The sequence below is a fragment of the Sinorhizobium chiapasense genome, from assembly GCF_045277575.1.
In the GTDB taxonomy this organism is placed as follows: Bacteria; Pseudomonadota; Alphaproteobacteria; order Rhizobiales; family Rhizobiaceae; genus Ensifer; species Ensifer chiapasense_A.
Genome location: NZ_CP144206.1, coordinates 1,323,947 through 1,340,464 on the forward strand (window position 1 = coordinate 1,323,947; position 16,518 = coordinate 1,340,464).

13 protein-coding genes and 1 pseudogene are annotated in these 16,518 nt (G+C 61.5%); 5 read left to right on the top strand and 9 right to left on the bottom strand.

The genetic code is table 11. The features are described from left to right. Positions 1–161 precede the first annotated feature (161 nt). The 7 genes from QM996_RS24850 to traA all read right to left on the bottom strand — a co-directional run bounded on the left by QM996_RS24850 (position 162) and on the right by traA (position 12,030). Positions 162–1,472 carry an extracellular solute-binding protein gene (locus QM996_RS24850; RefSeq protein ID WP_334196609.1) on the bottom strand — a complete coding sequence of 437 codons (1,311 nt, stop codon included), beginning with the start codon at positions 1,470–1,472 and terminating at the stop codon, positions 162–164. Positions 1,473–1,552: 80 nt separating this feature from the next. After that, complete coding sequence (locus QM996_RS24855) at positions 1,553–2,404, bottom strand: carbohydrate ABC transporter permease (protein ID WP_334196610.1); 852 nt, start codon at positions 2,402–2,404, stop codon at positions 1,553–1,555. Then, positions 2,404–3,282, bottom strand: a complete 879-nt coding sequence (locus tag QM996_RS24860; RefSeq protein ID WP_334196611.1) for a carbohydrate ABC transporter permease — start codon at positions 3,280–3,282, stop codon at positions 2,404–2,406. Before QM996_RS24860 ends, QM996_RS24855 begins: the two co-directional genes overlap by 1 nt. Before the next feature lies 1 nt (position 3,283). Further along, on the bottom strand, positions 3,284–4,381 hold the full coding sequence (locus QM996_RS24865; RefSeq protein WP_334196612.1) for an ABC transporter ATP-binding protein: 1,098 nt from the start codon (positions 4,379–4,381) through the stop codon (positions 3,284–3,286). A gap of 27 nt (positions 4,382–4,408) precedes the next feature. Continuing rightward, positions 4,409–5,917: an arabinosylfuranosidase ArfA gene (gene arfA / locus QM996_RS24870; protein WP_334196613.1), complete on the bottom strand. Its 1,509-nt coding sequence runs from the start codon at positions 5,915–5,917 to the stop codon at positions 4,409–4,411. Positions 5,918–6,030: 113 nt separating this feature from the next. Continuing rightward, positions 6,031–6,951, bottom strand: a complete 921-nt coding sequence (locus QM996_RS24875; protein WP_334196614.1) for an ArsR/SmtB family transcription factor — start codon at positions 6,949–6,951, stop codon at positions 6,031–6,033. A 456-nt stretch (positions 6,952–7,407) separates the two neighbouring features. Continuing rightward, positions 7,408–12,030, bottom strand: coding sequence for a Ti-type conjugative transfer relaxase TraA (gene traA, locus QM996_RS24880; RefSeq protein ID WP_334196615.1), 4,623 nt, complete (start codon positions 12,028–12,030; stop codon positions 7,408–7,410). A gap of 223 nt (positions 12,031–12,253) precedes the next feature. Here traA and QM996_RS24885 point away from each other — a divergent pair, with 223 nt between their 5' ends. From QM996_RS24885 to QM996_RS24900, 4 genes and pseudogenes are all read left to right on the top strand, one after another. Then, on the top strand, positions 12,254–12,541 hold the full coding sequence (locus tag QM996_RS24885) for a TraC family protein (RefSeq protein ID WP_334196616.1): 288 nt from the start codon (positions 12,254–12,256) through the stop codon (positions 12,539–12,541). Further along, a complete protein-coding gene (locus tag QM996_RS24890; RefSeq protein WP_334196617.1) occupies positions 12,531–12,770 on the top strand; it encodes a conjugal transfer protein TraD in 240 nt (79 codons plus the stop codon). The genes QM996_RS24885 and QM996_RS24890 overlap by 11 nt, the downstream gene beginning before the upstream one ends. Beyond that, positions 12,761–14,680: a Ti-type conjugative transfer system protein TraG gene (gene traG, locus QM996_RS24895; RefSeq protein ID WP_334196618.1), complete on the top strand. Its 1,920-nt coding sequence runs from the start codon at positions 12,761–12,763 to the stop codon at positions 14,678–14,680. The genes QM996_RS24890 and traG overlap by 10 nt, the downstream gene beginning before the upstream one ends. 160 nt (positions 14,681–14,840) lie before the next feature. Further along, positions 14,841–15,073: pseudogene (locus QM996_RS24900) on the top strand (WGR domain-containing protein). Between the two features lie 92 nt (positions 15,074–15,165). Here the strand turns inward: QM996_RS24900 and QM996_RS24905 are convergent. Then, positions 15,166–15,333, bottom strand: a complete 168-nt coding sequence (locus QM996_RS24905) for a hypothetical protein (protein ID WP_334198786.1) — start codon at positions 15,331–15,333, stop codon at positions 15,166–15,168. A 348-nt stretch (positions 15,334–15,681) separates the two neighbouring features. Continuing rightward, on the bottom strand, positions 15,682–16,005 hold the full coding sequence (locus QM996_RS24910) for a DUF736 domain-containing protein (protein ID WP_334196619.1): 324 nt from the start codon (positions 16,003–16,005) through the stop codon (positions 15,682–15,684). Positions 16,006–16,185: 180 nt separating this feature from the next. Between QM996_RS24910 and QM996_RS24915 the strand changes: the two genes are divergently transcribed. Then, positions 16,186–16,491 (top strand): hypothetical protein, encoded by a 306-nt coding sequence (locus tag QM996_RS24915; protein WP_334196620.1) that lies wholly within the window; start codon positions 16,186–16,188, stop codon positions 16,489–16,491. Positions 16,492–16,518: the final 27 nt, after the last annotated feature.

The following is a 16,518-nucleotide window of genomic DNA, read 5'->3' on the forward strand; positions in this document are numbered from 1 at the left end:
CCTCGAGCGGATTGACGGCGGCGAACGCTGCATTCTCGATGAGTTCGAGAACCGACAGCCATGAATTTCTATGCGCGCCGAACAACGCAAAAGGTTCGTTGCGATCGGGGCGCGGGGACCGAAGTCCCCACGCCCCCTCTGGGAGGTCGTCTGGTGCCGGCTCAGATATTGGCGAGCAGGTCGTTGATACGGCTTTCGGCACTGGTCAGGGCTTCGTCGACGGACTTGTCGCCGTTGACGGCAGCACCGACTTCTTCACCGATGATATCCTGGATCGCGAACTGCCGTTGGACGGCGCCCGGCAGCGAGCGGCCGGTCAGGGCGATTTCCGCGATGCTCTCACGGTGCGGCAGCGCCTTGAATTCCGGTTTGTCGAAGACGGCCTTGACCGCCGGCAGGTGGCCGGTGCGGGCCCATTCGTAGTCGTTGTCGGCCAGGAACTTGAAGAGCTTGCCGATGGCCTCCGTCTGTTCCGGCGTGCGATTCTTGTGCGGCAGAACCCAGCTGTGACCGTCCGCATAGGTGCTGTCCTGCCCCGGATAGAGCTGCGGGACCGGGTAGACGGTGTAGCCCTTGGCAAGCGCCGTTCCGTCCTCCTGCGACTGGGCGACGAAATCGCCGATCAGCCAGGTGCCGTTGACGGCAATGCCGCCATCGCCATGGGTGAAGGCAGTCACAGCCGCCGCATAGTCGAGACCGGTCGTGGTCAGGCCCTCGTCCTTGATCTTCTTCAGCAGCTCGACGACGTTCTTGGCTTCCGGTGTGTTGAGCTTGACCTTGGTCGGATCGGCGAAGAAGTCCGAATTCTGCTGCTGGAGCAACGTATAAAGGATGCGGGCGTAAGCGGCGGTCTCGTTGGCAAGGATCTGGACGAGATAGGGCTTTCCAGTCTTTTCCTTGAACTGCTTGCCCTGGGCGATCAGTTCATCAACCGACTTCGGCAAGATCGGCGTGCCGTCAGCGTTGACGAGGCCGGCTTCCTTCATCAGGTTCAGGTTGACGTGGAAGAGCATGGTCCAGTTGTCGAAGGGCAGGCCGAACATCTGGCCATCCTTGGTGACGCCGCCGCGGGCGGCATCGGTGAAGCTGTCGGGCGAGATGCCCTGAGCGGAGAGAACGTCATCAACCGGGTCGATCAGGCCGCGCGACTGGTAATCGGAGATCGCGGAATAGTGCATCGACACGACATCCGGTGCGGCACCCGAGGCGAGCTGGGCGTTGAGCTGATCGTAGCCCGGCCATTCGACGGTAGTTACATTGACGTCGATATCCGGATTGTCAGCCTCGAACTTGTTGACCAGCGAGGTGATGATGCCGCATTCACCGACCGCCTTGGAAACGTCGGTCACGGTCCCATAATCGGCATCGCAGGCGCCAAAAAAGCGCTGCAGTTCGATCTTGGTCTGGGCGTGAGCCGAGGTGCCGCAGGTCAGCGCAATCAGGGCTGCCGTGCTGAGTAGAAAACGTCTCATGGTATATCTCTCCCTTTGGAGGGGCGTCCTGCCCCTGGTTCCAACCTGCTGCGGCCAATCCCTCCCGGCCGCAGCAGCAGTCACTTCACAGCACCACCCGAAACCGCGGTGACGATATGGCGCTGGAAAATCAGATAGACGATCAGCACTGGCAGGCTGGCAAAGACCGCCTGGGCGCTAAGAAAACCGAGCCCTTCGCTCTGAGCGAAGTTGGTTTGGGACGACGCGATACCGATGGTGAGCGTGAACATCTCCTTCTTCGTGGCGGAGATGAGCGGCCACCAGTAATCGTTCCAGGCATGCAGGAAGGTGAAGATGCCAAGCGTTGCCTGGGCCGGCAGGGATAGGGGCAGGACCACTTTCCAGAAGATGCGCAACGGCGAAGCATTGTCGAGCAGAGCCGCCTCGTCGATCTCCTTGGGGATCGCCTTGAAGAACTGAGTCATCAGGAAGACCCCGAAGGCGGACGACAGACCCGGCAGGATCAGCCCGGTATAGGAGTTGTGCAGGCCGAACCAGCTGAACATCTGATGGCGTGCGATGATGACTGCCTGTTCCGGCACCGCAAGACCGAAGAGCACGATGACGAAAATCGTCCGGCGGAACGGAAACTCGAGGCGGGCGAATGCATAACCTGCCAGCGACGACAGCGTGAGAACGCCGATGGTCTGCCCGACCGCAACCACCAGGCTGTTGAAGAACCAGCCGAAGGCCTGCGATGAATAGAGGATGTCGAGGTAGTTGGCGAGCGTGTAGGGCAGCTCGAACACGGATTCCGTGCCGAGCATCAGTTCCTTGTTGTCCTTGATCGATAGGCCGACGATCCAGGCGACGGGCGCCATCATCACGATGGACAGAATGATGGCAACCGTTAGCAAGGTGCGATTGGCAGTCAAGCGTTCAGGACGGTAGGTCGGTTGATCAGCGCTCATTAGGAAGCCTCCGACCTACGGGTCGAGACCAGATACTGGGCCATGGCCGCGACAAGAATGATGAGGAACAAGAACTCGGACGCTGCAGCCGCCTTGCCGACATCCCAGCGCACGAAGCCGACCTCGTAGATGTACATGACCAGCGGACGTGACGTTCCGTTCGGGCCGCCATTGGTCATCAACTGCGCCTGGCCGAAAAGCTGAAACTGCATGACGATCTGGATGATCGTCACCAACATGATGGTGCGGGCGATTGAGGGCAGGGTCACACGAGTCAGCACGCGCCAGGGGCTGGCGTTGTCGAGGGCGGCGGCTTCGTAGAGATCGTTCGGGATCTGCTGCAGGGCTGCGAGGAACAGCATCATCGGTAGGCCGAGGCACCACCAGACGGTGGCGACGCCGACTGAAAACAGCGACCAACCGCTCGTCGACAGGAAGTTGAGAGGCTGGATGCCGAGCCCCTCCGAAATGACGGCCAGTAGGCCATCGCCGGGGATGAACACAAAACGCCAGATCAGCGTCACGATCGTTACCGAAAGCACCGAAGACGAAAAGAACAGGCCGCGCAGGAACGACGTTGTCCGCGTCGTCCTGTTGAGCGCAACCGCCAGAAATAGGCCGAGCGCCACCAGGGCCGGAACGCTCACGAGCACGAAGATGATGGAGTTGCGCAGCGCCTGCAGGAAGACCGGATCGGCAAGCACGCGCCCGTAGTTTCCGAGGCCGAGGAAGCGGCCGGGGCCAAAGAGATCGACCTTGTGCAGGCTCAACCACGCGCCCCAGAAGAGCGGGAAGACGAGAAGCACCAGAAAGACGAGGAGATACGGGAGAACGAAAAAGCCGTTGCTCCACTGGCTGCGGCGATAGCTATCGGCCATGTCAATTGCCCTCCGCATGGTGGGCGATACCATCGGCGTCGAAGAGATGCAGGGCCGAGGTATCGAGCGCGATCTGCAGGGTGTCGCCCATGCGCGCTTCGCTGCGGCCGTCGGTTTCGGCAACGAGTTTTGTGCCGTCCGAGAGGTGGCCGTAGATCAGGGTGCGATCGCCAAGCCGCTCGACCACTTCGGCCGTAAGTGGAATGCCAGCTTGGCCGGCCGGCAGCACGACGACGTCTTCGGCACGGATGCCGAGGCTTGCTCCGTCAGGCGAAAAGCGTGCGGGCAGACGCATAGCGGCGGCGATATCACCGAGACCGCTCGTGCCGATGGTAAGCGTATGACCATTTTCAACGGTACCGTTGACCGGCACGAAATTCATGGCTGGCGAGCCGACGAAGCCGGCGACAAAGCGGCTTGCCGGGCGCTGGTAGATTTCCATCGGTGTGCCGATCTGTTCGATCTTGCGGTTGTGCATGACGACGATGCGATCGGCGAGCGTCATTGCTTCCACCTGATCATGCGTCACGAAGATCATCGTGCTGCCGAGGCGGCCGTGAAGCTGGGCAAGTTCAAGCCGGGTGCGACCGCGAAGGGCCGCATCGAGGTTCGACAGCGGTTCATCGAAAAGGAAGGCCTTCGGCTCTTTGACGATGGCGCGACCGATCGCCACGCGCTGGCGCTGGCCGCCGGACAGTTTGGCCGGCTTGCGGTCGAGAAGGTGAGCGATTTCGAGCGTCGCAGCCGCCTGCTGGACGCGACGCTCGATTTCAGCCTTTGCCACACCGATGTTTTCAAGGCCGAAGGACATATTCTGGGCGACGGTCATGTGCGGATAAAGCGCGTAAGACTGGAACACCATAGCAACGCCGCGTTGTCCGGGCGGCAGAGTATCGATACGCTCTCCGCCGACGGCGATCGTGCCGTCCGTCACATCATCCAGACCGGCGATCATCCGCAGCAGCGTGGACTTGCCGCAGCCCGAGGGGCCGAGGAAAACGATGAACTCGCCAGCCTTGATGGATAACGAGATGTCGTCCAGCACAGTGAGCGCACCGTAACGCTTGGTGACCTTGGTGATTTCGATCGATGCCGACATGGTGCCTCCCTCCCCGTCGTTCCAGCCTTATGCGCCGAGCCGGATCATCCGGTAGCTCAGGGGCGCGATACTGGCCGTGAAGCGGCCATCGGCAACCGCTGTGCCAGCACCATCCTTCGGCGCAATCCTCTCAGAGCCAGGGTCGTTGACGGCGCGCAGGTCATGACCCTCCATCACCTTGTCGAGGATCACCTTGCGGGTGCCGAAGCCTTCGAGCGCCAGATCGAGATCGATCGCTTCCGTCTGGTGGCGGTTGACGATGAAGAAGGTCAGCGCGCCGTCGGCCTCGGTTTCGACGGCGGAAACGTCGAGATAGGGAACTTTTGCAGCAGAGTCGGTTGAATAGCTCGGGCAATCGAGTGACAGGTTCAGCGCCTTGCCGCGGCCGTATTTCGACGCGTAGGCATAGGGGAAGAACGTCGTCTGGCGCCAGGCCGGACCGCCCGGAACGGTCATGATCGGGGCGATGACATTGACGAGTTGCGCCAGGCAGCCAACCTTCACCACATCCGAACGGCGAATGAAGGTATTGAGGATGCAGCCGACCTGCAGCACGTCTTCGAAGTTATAGATATCTTCGAGCAGCGCCGGTGCATGCGGCCAGCCGTCATTGCCTTCCAGAACCTTCCGGTCGGCCTCGCGGGAATGGTACCAGACGTTCCACTCGTCGAAGCTGATATAGACATCCTTCTTCGAGCGCTTCTTGGCCTTGGTAAAGGCGATGACCCCGGCGATCGTGGTGATATAGTCATCGAGGCGAGCGTTCTGGGCGAGATAGTCCGCCGTGTTGCCGGCGTGATTGTCGAAATACATATGCAGGCTGATGTAGTCGATGGAATCGTAGGTGTAATCGAGCACTGTCGCTTCCCAGGCCGGATAGGTCGGCATTTTCGGCGAGGAAGAGCCGCAGACGACCAACTCGATCGACTTGTCGAATGCGCGCATGGCCTTGGCGGTTTCGAAGGCGATGCGACCGTATTCTTCCGCCGTCTTCTGGCCGATCTGCCAGGGGCCGTCCATCTCGTTACCGAGGCACCACAGCTTGACGTTCCAGGGCTCTTCGCGACCGTTCTTGCGGCGAAGGTCCGACCAGTAGCTGCCGCCCGGATGATTGACATATTCGAGGAAGGCGCGGGCGGAATCGAGACCGCGCGAGCCGAGATTGACGGCAAGCATCATCTCGGTGTTGGCGGCCTGCGCCCAGTCGGCGAATTCGTGGATGCCGACGTGGTTGCTTTCCGAGCTGTGCCAGGCGAGGTCGAGGCGCACCGGGCGCTCTTCACGCGGGCCGATGCCGTCCTCCCAGTTATAGGCTGATACAAAATTGCCACCGGGATAGCGCACGATCGGAACATCGGCTTCACGAACGAGATCGATGACGTCCTGGCGCATGCCGTTCTTGTCGGCGGTCGGATGATCCGGCTCGTAGATGCCCGAATACACGGCGCGGCCGAGATGCTCGACGAAGGAACCGTAAAGACGGGGATCGATAGTACCAATGACGTAACCGCTGTGGGCGGTACCGACTGCACGCATGCTTGCCTCCCTGTATATCTGAAATTCAGATATATATCAATTTATATGATAAATTGCACAGGGAGGTGTGAGCGTCAACCGTCTTTCGCCGGCAACAGCCCAATTGGATGAAATCAGATCTTCAGACGCAGCACGATGTCCTGATCGTAATTGCCAAAACCCCGGCCGAAGATATTGATTCCACCGGGATGTTCCGCGGTTTCCGGCACTTCGATCCGAAGCCGGATCGAGCGGTGTTCGAGCAGATTCAAATCCGAAAGACTGGTCTCGGAAACCCTGATGCCGTCAATAAAGGTACCGTTTTCCGTCACGCGGAAACACTTCAGCACGCCGTACTGGCTGCCGCGCAGCTTCCACCAGTCTGGCGTATATTTGCCGCGGCGGTCGCCGAAATCGCCCGGCGAAGTCCAGGCGCCGATGCTCTTGCCGTTGATTGAAAGCGTGATGTCGGACGGCCAGTTGTCCGAGGTGCCCGGCACCTCGGAAGACAGTTCCAGGATGACCTCCAGTTCCTTGACTTCCGCCCCCTTGATGCGGGCATTGTTGGGAAACTGGTAATCGACATAACCCCTTGTAAACCAAAGAAGACCGGCCTTCATCCGGTCTGGCGCCAGGAAGGTGTCGGGGCTGTCGAGATAGCCTATGATGCCGTCGCGCGAGCACATGCCGCAGGGGGCGAAGACCTCGTAGCCGCTGTAGAGGCCGACCGGCATCGCCACCTCGATCGCCTCCTGGGCGGTGCGGGCGTGGCTGGCAAAGGAGAGCACAATTTCTTCGTGCACCGCATGGCAGATCTTCTGGCTGCCCTTGCGCGCCTTGGAGACCTCCGTGCGGATCAGCCCCGCCTCTTCCAGAACATTGAGATGGGTCGAGGTTGTCGATTGCGGCAGGTCCAGCGCCTCTGCGATTTCATTGACATTCAGCGGCCCGCGGATATGCAGGAGTTCCAGCATAGATAGCCGCGCCGGCGCCGAAAGACATTTCAACACATCCTTGCCGTCTTCCGGGCCGATCATCAGAAATCGCGTGCTCATACATCCTCCAAGCATTGCGTCCGATATGTATCAGAGATTCTGATATCGTCAATCGCCGCTTTCCGAATTGCGGGAAAGAACCATGACAAGATCAGAGGAATCGGGCACGTCGGTTAAGGACGCGTCCTGCTGTGCTCAAACGACACTGCTTCGGAAATACAGCGCCTTATTCGAAGTCGGCGCGGGTTGCGGGGGCACGATGCCACGAAATGAAGGCGCGCCATAGTCGGTCCGTTGCACTAGGAGAGTTGAACCAAATATCGCTGGCCCCCTCTGCCGCAAGCTTTAAACCAAGCCACCGACGCCGTGCATGGCGGGCTCGGTCATTTTTTCAGCGTTGCCGTAACGCTGGCCAAGGCGATCTGATCCTGACGACCTCTCGATGGCGAGCTAGGTGCGGATGATCACGTCGTAAGCGGGTTCCTATTCAGCCTTGCCCTTCTCGTTGTGCTTTCTTCAATGCTCTCCGGCAATACCGCGGACGGGTTCGATGACGCGCCGCTGACGCTCCGAAACGGTCTCCTGGCTGCGTTGCAGTCGCACAGTCTGCTGCAAGACCTGCAGCCGATCTCGCATCGCCTCGAAGGCGCGGCGCTGCGCCGGCGACACACGGTTGATGACGTCCTCCTCCCCGCGCAGGACGGCGTTGCGACCGAAGCGCTCGTCGAGCGCCCGACTAACGGCGATGAATTCTTGGGCGACGCGCTGATCGAGCAGACCCACGGCGGCTTCGAGCTTGCCCTCCTTCTTCTTCTCCACCACCAACTGCCGCAGCGCATCCTCAGCCTTCTGCGATAGACCGGGAATGGCGACCGCCATACGCTGGCGCTCTCCGGCGATCACCTGGGTTTCGGCCTCAAACGCGGTGGCATACGACGCTCCGAGGGAACGGACACAGTTTGCTGCTTCTGGCACAGCCTGAAGCGCGGCCTTCCGCTCCCGGCCGACAGCAAGTAACTTGTCCATGATGCGGTCGGAGCCGCGCAGCGCGCCGTAGGCGGCCGGATCGTTGCTGACGGCAGCAGCAATCCGCTCACCGGCGACGCCCTTCGCGACAAGCTCCTCGATCTTGGCGACCGCGCCAGCCGGATCGCGCCAGACGCGCGTTGCCGCATCCACGAGGGCGGCGCGATGATGATTGTAATGGGGAACGACAATCGCCCTTTCCCGCGCTTCATCGGCGATCGGTGTCTTGAACTCCGTGACGGCGGCAAGCATGGGCAGCACGGACACTGCCTCCTTTCCGAACTCGATGCATGCGCCGGCAACGATTTTCGAGCGATCCTGCTTTTCTGCGAGATGCTGCTCGTCGCTGAAGCGCCTGATCACCTCGAACAGGCGCACTAGCTTTTCACGGTGGTCAGTGGCGAGATTTTCCGGCATGCGCTCGGCAACATTTCGCTCGGCGATAGGATCGGCCTTTGCGGTGAAGGCACTCCAGCCGAAGCGCGCGGTCAGCGCCTCGTTGACGGCCTTGATCTCTTGGACCAGCAAGCGGTCCTCTACGACATAGGAGAAGGCCGTCTTGTAGGCGTCGGCCCCGCCGCGCTCCCGGACCGCCTCGACTTCGACGAGACGCGCCATCGCCTGCTTCGAAAGCGCGGGGATGGACAATGACATATAGGCGCGTCGCTGCTGCTCGCGAATGGCGAAGCGCTCCGCCTGTCTGCGGAACTCGGTTGCATGCGCGCGCGCCAACGGCAGCAGCTCCAATAAGGTGGCCATGGCAGCGTTGCGCTCGTTCCGGGCGGCACGGCCATCGACTATGAGGCCAGAGCCGCGCAATCGGCCAAGGCGTTCGGGCGCAAGGCCAATATCTTCGGCAGTCTTGCGCGGCTCGACGCCTGCGCCCGACGCCAGAGCGTTGAGCGCCGACAGCGCGCCATCCGGGTCGCGATAGATTTTCTGCAGCAATGGCCGGAGTACTTGCTCCCGCTCCTTCCACGGTTCCGAGGAGAGCTGCGCGAGACGCGCATCCTCTTCAACGCTGCGGGGGAATTCGGTGGCGGGTGGGATCAAATAGCTTCCACCCAACGGGTTGCCGGCAGCGAAGGATACTCTGCGTTCCTCGCTGTACGAGACGCTCCGTTCCCGTTCGATCGCGAAATCAAGCGCAATGCTCGCCCGCTCCCAGAGCTTCGCCAGCTGCGACTGCATCTTCGCAAGCCACACCGACCGTCGCGCCGCCCCCTCCTCCAATTCCGCAATGACCCGGGCCAGCGTGTCGATGCCGCGCCGCCGGGCAAAATCACGGGCATGCTCCCGATAGCCTTCCTCGCTTTCGAAATCGAGCGTCGTCGTCTTGGCGCCAGATCGCCCAAGGCGCTCAACAAGCTGTTTGAACACATGCGGCCGATGGCTTTCCCGCTCGATCCTAGCCTTGCGCGCATCGGCAGGTTCGACTTGTGTTCCAGTCCAGACGTTGCGCTCGACTTGACGTACCTCGAGGCGCTTCTTGCCGGTCTTTTCATCGGTGACGCGTACCTTTACCGTGACCGTTTCGACGCCATCCTTGCGGAGCGTCACAGTATCGCCCGTCGAGATTCCACCCTCCTCAAGTGCTTTCGGCAGGCTCACGCCCCAAAGTCGATGAACGGTCCCGTCGTCCGTCCTCACATCGGCGTAGGGGCTTTCCTTGGCATCATCATCCTGCGGCCGGAACTTGGCCAACCCGGTGTCCACCAATTCACCGGTGACGCCGGCAGCATGGTCGACACGGGGCCTGCGCCCCCATTTCGGCTTCGGTTCAAAATTCTCGCGCGCAGCGTAGAGATCCGCGCGGTCACGATGCCTGGTCATCGCCACATAGGTCAGATGCTGATCCATCATTCCGGTGGCGAGCACGAAGGTCCGGTCGACGGTCGAGCCTTGAGATTTGTGGATGGTCGCGGCATAGCCGTGATCGACATTACTGTAGCTGTCCTCGCTGATCACGACGTCGCGGCCATTGTCGAGATGCACCGTCAGCAGCGCGTCTGCGCGTTTGTCGCCGGATGAAACGACCGTGCCAAGCATGCCGTTCTTCACATATTGGGGACCAAGGCGCTTCGCCCGCCGTTCAAGGAAGCGGGCGTTTTCGAGGAAGATGATCCGGTCGCCCGCGGCAAACTCACGAAGCCCACGTGCCGTCCGGAATTGGCGCGCACCTGTCAGCGCGCCCTCGTCGATCATGACCTTGCGCAGGGCCTCGTTCAGCTTCCGAACGTCATCGTTGGTGTGGGCAAGCACAAGCAGTTCGTCGCCGCGAAGACGTCCCGGATACTCGCCCACGGCAGATTTCTGAAGTAGGTCACGGCGGGCATCGGCCCAATCGGCAACGATGCGGTCAATGATCTCGGCCCGGGTCTCGGTCTCGACAATGCGGCCCCTCTGCGCATAGGCGTCGAGGCCCTCTTCGACCTTGCCGCGCGCGAAGAGACGGGATGCAGCGCGCGCCCAGGCATCCCGCTGCCGCCGCACGCCGGCAAGTTCCGCAAACCCGATCCGTTCGGTAATTGCCCGGAACGCCGCACCCGCCTGGATCGGCTGCAGTTGCATCGCGTCGCCGACCAGTACGGCTTTTGCGCCTGCGTCCTCCACGGCTTTGAGGACACGCGCCATCTGCTGCGAGGAGATCATGCCGGCCTCGTCGATCACCAGCACATCGCCGCGACCCAGCTGTTCACGCCCCCCGGCCCAGGTAAGCTCCCAGGAGGCCAGCGTGCGCGACCGGATGCCGGAACTGTCCTCCAAGCCTTCAGCGGCCTTGCCGGCAAGGGCCGCGCCGATCACCCGTCGGCCATCGCTTTCCCATGCGACGCGAGCCGCCGAAAGCAGCGTCGACTTCCCGGCGCCGGCAAGTCCGACGACGGCCGCGATGGCATTATCGCGCGTGACATGACGGACCGCATCGACCTGTTCCGCACCGAGCCTAAAGGACCTTTCCGGATCGGCCGTTTCGACGCTTCGCACGGCAGCGGCGGCCTTGGCACCGGAAACGCCGAAGCCCTTTCGCATTGACAGAACCTCGGCTGACTGCGCCATCTCATATTCGATGCGCAGGATCCGCCGCGTGGTGAACACCGCCGGCTCTGTCACCTTGCCCGTTTGGTTTCCGACCTGCTGCGCCTTCAGCAGCACCAGATCGTCCGAAGCCATCAGCCGCGCGCGAATATTGGCGAAGTCCACCGGATCATCGACATAGCGGTGCAGCGCCTTGGCGATATCGCGCTCGTCAAAGGTGGAACGTTCGTTGCCGAGTTGCTTGAGGAGAAGCTCCGGATCGGCAAGCAGCCGGTCGGCCATCTCCTGCCGCCGCGCCAGATCGGCCGGCGCGAAATACATCTCGGCACCCTTGCGCGCGAGCGCCGCCTTCTCCGGACCAAGGTGTTTCTGCGCGATGCCATCAAGGCCTTGCTCAGCATAGGAGCGGCCGTCGAGACGGATCTCATGGCCGGCCAGCGCCAGGTGGCGGTTGACTGTTTCCGCCCACGCGACCTTCCACGCCTTCATGGTTTCCTTGTCGCCGGCCCAGAGCTTGTAGACAATCTTGCCGTTCGGCCTGTTCGGTGTGACGACACGTAACGGCTCCCCGTCATCGCCGAGGACTGGCACCTTCTTCGGCCCAAACCTCTCCTCCGTAAGAGGCCTGAGCGTCGTCATCAGGTGGATATGCGGATTGCCGTCCTTGTCGTGATAGACCCAGTCAGCGACTATGCCCTTCGACGTGAAATTGTCCCGGACGAATTCGCGAACCAGGGCGATATTCTCCGCCCGCGTCAGCTCTTCCGGCAGCGCGATGATCAGCTCGCGGGCAAGCTGTGCGTCCACCCGCGTCTCGAAGGCGTCGAGGGCATTCCAGAGCGCCTCGCTTGCCTTGGCGACGGGTTGTCCGTCGATCGCCATCTTCAGCCAGGCGGGGATCTGGTCCGGCAGGGCCAGCTCCTCATGCACCAGTTCACGCGATCCGCCGCGATAGCTGAAGGATGTCCCAGCCTGTTCGTCCACCATCCGGGCGCGATGGCGGTAGGCAGCGGCCGAGACGATGCTGCGTCCCGCTCCCCTGCTGATCACCTGTGCTCTGACGAACATGATCGCCACTGATATCTCCAGGCCTCTCAAGCACGTCGCGCCAGCGACGTATATTGCGCCCTCAAACCGATCGGACCGCAGGACCGATGCCGCTTCTCCGGAAGACGGCCATTTGCCGGAATTCCGGCTGCGACGTTCTCGGGATAATGCAACGTAATCTATTTTACTATCATAAAACAGACAGTATAATCAGCGTCGCAGAGATTTGCTCCATCAAGGGAAGGACGCTGGAATGGCCGCAAAATCATCGATCTCCGACATCGACGCCCAGATCGAGAAGCTGCGCGAACGAAGACGCTCGATGATCGCAAAGTCCGCCGAGCGCTTTGCCCGCGCCGCCACGAAATCCGGGCTGGCGGAAATGGAAATCACCGACGAGGAGGTCGATCGCATCCTCGAAGAGATCGCCGTGCGATTTCAAAAAGGCGAGAAGAAGGGGGTGGCTCACGCATCTGCTTCGCCGCATCGACAGCCAAATGGCGGGACTGGAACGCCGGCGGAAATTTCTCATGACGGCTGATCGCAAGCGCGAGGCGCGCGAGAAATTTTTGCTCGGCGCCATCGTCGTTCGCGCCGGTCTCTCCAAGGCCGATCGGGCGTTTCTGCTCGGTGGTCTCCTCGAACTGGCTAGAGTTGCTCCGGGCTCATCAGAACATCGGCGCTTGCGCGATATCGGCGAGGAAGCCTTCAAGGTTCCCGCGCTTGATGGCGGATCACCTCGCCTCACGGAGACACCGGAATGGCATTGAAGGCAAAGCCGCATCCAAGCCAGTTGCTCGTTCTGGTGCCGATCACCGTCACCGCCTTTGCCGTCTACGTCGTCGGCTGGCGCTGGCCGGGCCTCGCCGCCGGCATGTCGGGCAAGGCGGCCTATTGGTTCCTGCGGGCCTCGCCCTTACCGGCGCTCTTGTTTGGGCCGCTGGCGGGGCTGTTAAGCGTGTGGGTGCTGCCATTGCACCGGCGAAGGCCGGTAGCCATGGCGAGTCTCGTCTGTTTTCTGGCCGTAGCCGGCTTCTACGCGCTGCGCGAATTCGGTCGACTCGCCCCGTCCGTGGAGAACGCCGCGGTGACATGGGACCGCGCGTTGTCCTATCTCGACATGGTCGCCGTCATCGGCGCGATCGCCGGTTTCATGGCGGTGGCGGTGGCCGCGCGCATCTCCACTGTCGTGCCTGAGCGGGTCAAACGCGCAAAACGCGGGACCTTCGGGGATGCGGACTGGCTGCCGATGGCGGCGGCGGGAAGGCTGTTTCCGCCGGATGGCGAAATCGTCGTCGGCGAGCGCTACCGGGTGGACAAGGACGTCGTCCATGAGCTGCCCTTCGATCCGAACGATCCGGCCACATGGGGGCAAGGCGGCAAGGCGCCGTTGCTGACCTACAGCCAAGATTTCGACTCCACCCATATGCTCTTCTTCGCCGGGTCGGGTGGATACAAGACCACAAGCAACGTGGTGCCGACGGCGTTGCGTTATACCGGGCCGCTGATCTGCCTTGATCCTTCCACCGAGATCGCGCCGATGGTGGTCGAGCACCGCACCCGCGTCCTCGGCCGCGAGGTGATTGTGCTCGACCCGACGAATCCGATCATGGGGTTCAACGTGCTCTACGGGATCGAGACGTCGGCTAGACAAGAGGAGGATATCGTTGGCATCACGCATATGCTGCTTTCGGAGAGCGTGCGCTTCGAGTCCTCGAGCGGGGCTTACTTCCAGAACCAGGCCCACAATCTCCTGACAGGCTTGCTCGCTCATGTCATGCTCTCTCCCGAATACGAGGGACGGCGAACCTTGCGCAGTCTCCGGCAGATCGTCTCAGAGCCGGAACCCTCGGTGCTAGCGATGCTGCGTGACATTCAGGAGCATTCCGCGTCCGCCTTCATCCGCGAGACGCTCGGCGTCTTCACCAACATGACCGAGCAGACGTTTTCGGGCGTCTATTCGACCGCGTCGAAAGACACACAATGGCTCTCGCTCGACAGCTACGCCGCGCTCGTCTGCGGCAATGCGTTCAAATCGATTGACATCGTCTCGGGCAAGAAGGACGTCTTCCTCAACATCCCGGCATCGATCCTGCGCTCCTATCCAGGCATCGGCCGGGTGGTCATCGGCTCGCTGATCAATGCCCTGATTCACGCCGATGGCGCATTTAAGCGCCGCGCGCTGTTCATGTTGGATGAGGTCGATCTCCTCGGCTACATGCGCGTCCTGGAGGAAGCACGCGACCGCGGCCGTAAGTACGGTATTAGCATGATGCTCATGTACCAGTCAGTGGGCCAGTTGGAGCGGCATTTCGGGAAGGACGGCGCGACGTCGTGGATCGACGGCTGCGCCTTCGCCTCCTATGCCGCCATCAAGGCGTTCGACACGGCGCGCAACGTCTCGGCGCAGTGCGGCGAGATGACAGTCGAGGTGAAGGCAAGCTCCCGCAGCATTGGCTGGGACACGAAGAACAGCGCATCGCGCAAATCGGAGAGCGTCAACTTTCAGCGCCGGCCACTGATCATGCCGCACGAAATCACCCAGTCGATGAGAAAGGACGAACAGATCATCATCGTTCAGGGGCATAGTCCGATCCGCTGCGGGCGCGCGATCTACTTCCGGCGGAAGGAGATGGATGCCGTGACCAAGGCGAACCGCTTCGTCAAACCGGTGCAGTGACGACCGAAGCTGCACGGTAATGAGACTTTCGCAAGCGGAAGGTCAGCGGAATCGGCTGACCTCCATGGCTGACTTGCGGCGACTGATGAATTCGCGCAGCAGCGGAAGGAAGAAGGCCTTGCGGAAGCGGCCAGTTGGCGGCTCGGGCTCAAGATAAATCATGGTACGCTTCTACGCGCTCGCGATCGAACCGACGCTGTTCGGTACGCCCCGCCTGACGCGGCGATGGGGCGCATTGGGACAGTCGGTCACGCCATGGTGCATCACTTCGACAAGGAAGAGGATGTTGTCCGCATGTTTCTGGATCTGCTGCGGCTGAAACGGGCTACAGGCGGAACGCAAATTTCCGGCGTGGCCCAATGGCGTAACGTCTGCTCAAGGCGATCTCCCTGATCCACGACTGTGATCATCGTGCGAAGCGAAGCTCCGCCAGGCCTGCCGGTCGATCCGGCCGCCCAGGCTTGACGACACGGCAAACGCCGCCCTCAGAAGGGTGGCGCGGCGTCGATGGTGCCTTCCTGTTCGGCGATCGCTGCCGCCAGTTCGGCCAGAGCCAGTTCCAGCTCCATTTCGATCTGGCGGCGTTCGGCGGGCTCCGCGTTCCTGAGCTCGGCACGCAGTTCTTCAATCTGCATTTCGAGTGCTATCGTCATCCTCGTCATCTCCTGATGATGTGAAAGATGACGCCCGGGGTCGTGAGGATCGGGCCGGGTCAAGGATCGCGTCAGCGACCGGCGGAGCCGGCGAGCGGAGGAACCGATTTTCTGATGGTGCCCCTTCGGGGCAGCGGCTGAAAATTGGAGGGGCCGCGATGTCCTTGAGGCGGCGCGATGCTCACGACAGATTTGCGTATCTGAGCAGACATGTTTTCGTCTCATTTGGCACGACAGGAGGAGCAAAGCGGGCTCGATGCCCGCTTTTGCTCCCGATGCTGCGCGAAGCGATCAGACCGCGAAACGGCGAGGGCGGCCCCGATCGCTCGGGGCCGCTCGCTTGGCTCGTCAGTTCGGATTGTTCCAGAGGATTACCTTCTTGCTCGGATCGCCGCCAGGAGCCGGTGCGAGGTTGCCGAAGATCACGCCGATCTCGGGGGCCTCCAGCTTCACTGAGAGGTATTCCTCGCCGGTCTGGCGGGCAATGCGGTTCCAGGCTGCGCCAATCTCGAAGCCGGTCTTGCGGTGGATGACGCGGTAGTCGGGGGCTTCTTCGCTCGACTTGCTTGCGTTCGGGACGATGGCGATCGGGGCGTTGACCCGGATGGTGGCGAAGACGCCTTCGAGGATGCCGTCGGTCTTCTGCGTCAGGGTTGCGATCGTGGTGGCCATGGTTCTGTCTCCTTCGTTGCTCGGGACCATTCCCGATGGCGCACGAAGAGACGGCCGACCTGCTGCGGTCAGCTCGGCCGAAAATTTTGCAAAATTCTATTTTCCGCCAGGACAAAAGAACCGAAATCGAATTTTGCAAAAATTTCGGACGAGTCTTACCCCTTTAGGGGTTGGCCGCGAATGCAGGCGGTCGTCTATACGAGCGACACAAAACGGGAATGGTTCGGGGCAACTGAAGGACGCGACAAACCATCATGGCTGTCCGGTTCGACGCCGCGGGATATCGGCCACGCACCCTTTGAACGTTTTGCCTCCAAGCCAGTCGATGCGTACTCGCCCGATCTCAACTACAGCAGGCGGATGAGCACATCCGCTGCCAATATCATCCCTTTGTTGATCCGAGAGGTCAGCCGCGGCGACGGTATGCCGCCTCCAGACACTGCGGCAATACTGGGTGAAGCTGATCGCGTGGCATCAGATGAGTGATCTTTCCCCACTCGTCCGTCCGCGCCC

Coding starts and splice junctions, on each gene's coding strand:
- QM996_RS24890 (WP_334196617.1), top strand. CDS start 12,531: ATGACGGCTGATCGCAAGCGCGAGGCGCGCGAGAAATTTTTGCTCGGC.
- arfA (WP_334196613.1), bottom strand. CDS start 5,917: ATGCGTGCAGTCGGTACCGCCCACAGCGGTTACGTCATTGGTACTATC.
- QM996_RS24860 (WP_334196611.1), bottom strand. CDS start 3,282: ATGGCCGATAGCTATCGCCGCAGCCAGTGGAGCAACGGCTTTTTCGTT.
- QM996_RS24915 (WP_334196620.1), top strand. CDS start 16,186: ATGCAGGCGGTCGTCTATACGAGCGACACAAAACGGGAATGGTTCGGG.
- QM996_RS24875 (WP_334196614.1), bottom strand. CDS start 6,951: ATGAGCACGCGATTTCTGATGATCGGCCCGGAAGACGGCAAGGATGTG.
- traG (WP_334196618.1), top strand. CDS start 12,761: ATGGCATTGAAGGCAAAGCCGCATCCAAGCCAGTTGCTCGTTCTGGTG.
- QM996_RS24865 (WP_334196612.1), bottom strand. CDS start 4,381: ATGTCGGCATCGATCGAAATCACCAAGGTCACCAAGCGTTACGGTGCG.
- QM996_RS24905 (WP_334198786.1), bottom strand. CDS start 15,333: ATGACGATAGCACTCGAAATGCAGATTGAAGAACTGCGTGCCGAGCTC.
- QM996_RS24910 (WP_334196619.1), bottom strand. CDS start 16,005: ATGGCCACCACGATCGCAACCCTGACGCAGAAGACCGACGGCATCCTC.
- QM996_RS24885 (WP_334196616.1), top strand. CDS start 12,254: ATGGCCGCAAAATCATCGATCTCCGACATCGACGCCCAGATCGAGAAG.
- QM996_RS24855 (WP_334196610.1), bottom strand. CDS start 2,404: ATGAGCGCTGATCAACCGACCTACCGTCCTGAACGCTTGACTGCCAAT.
- QM996_RS24850 (WP_334196609.1), bottom strand. CDS start 1,472: ATGAGACGTTTTCTACTCAGCACGGCAGCCCTGATTGCGCTGACCTGC.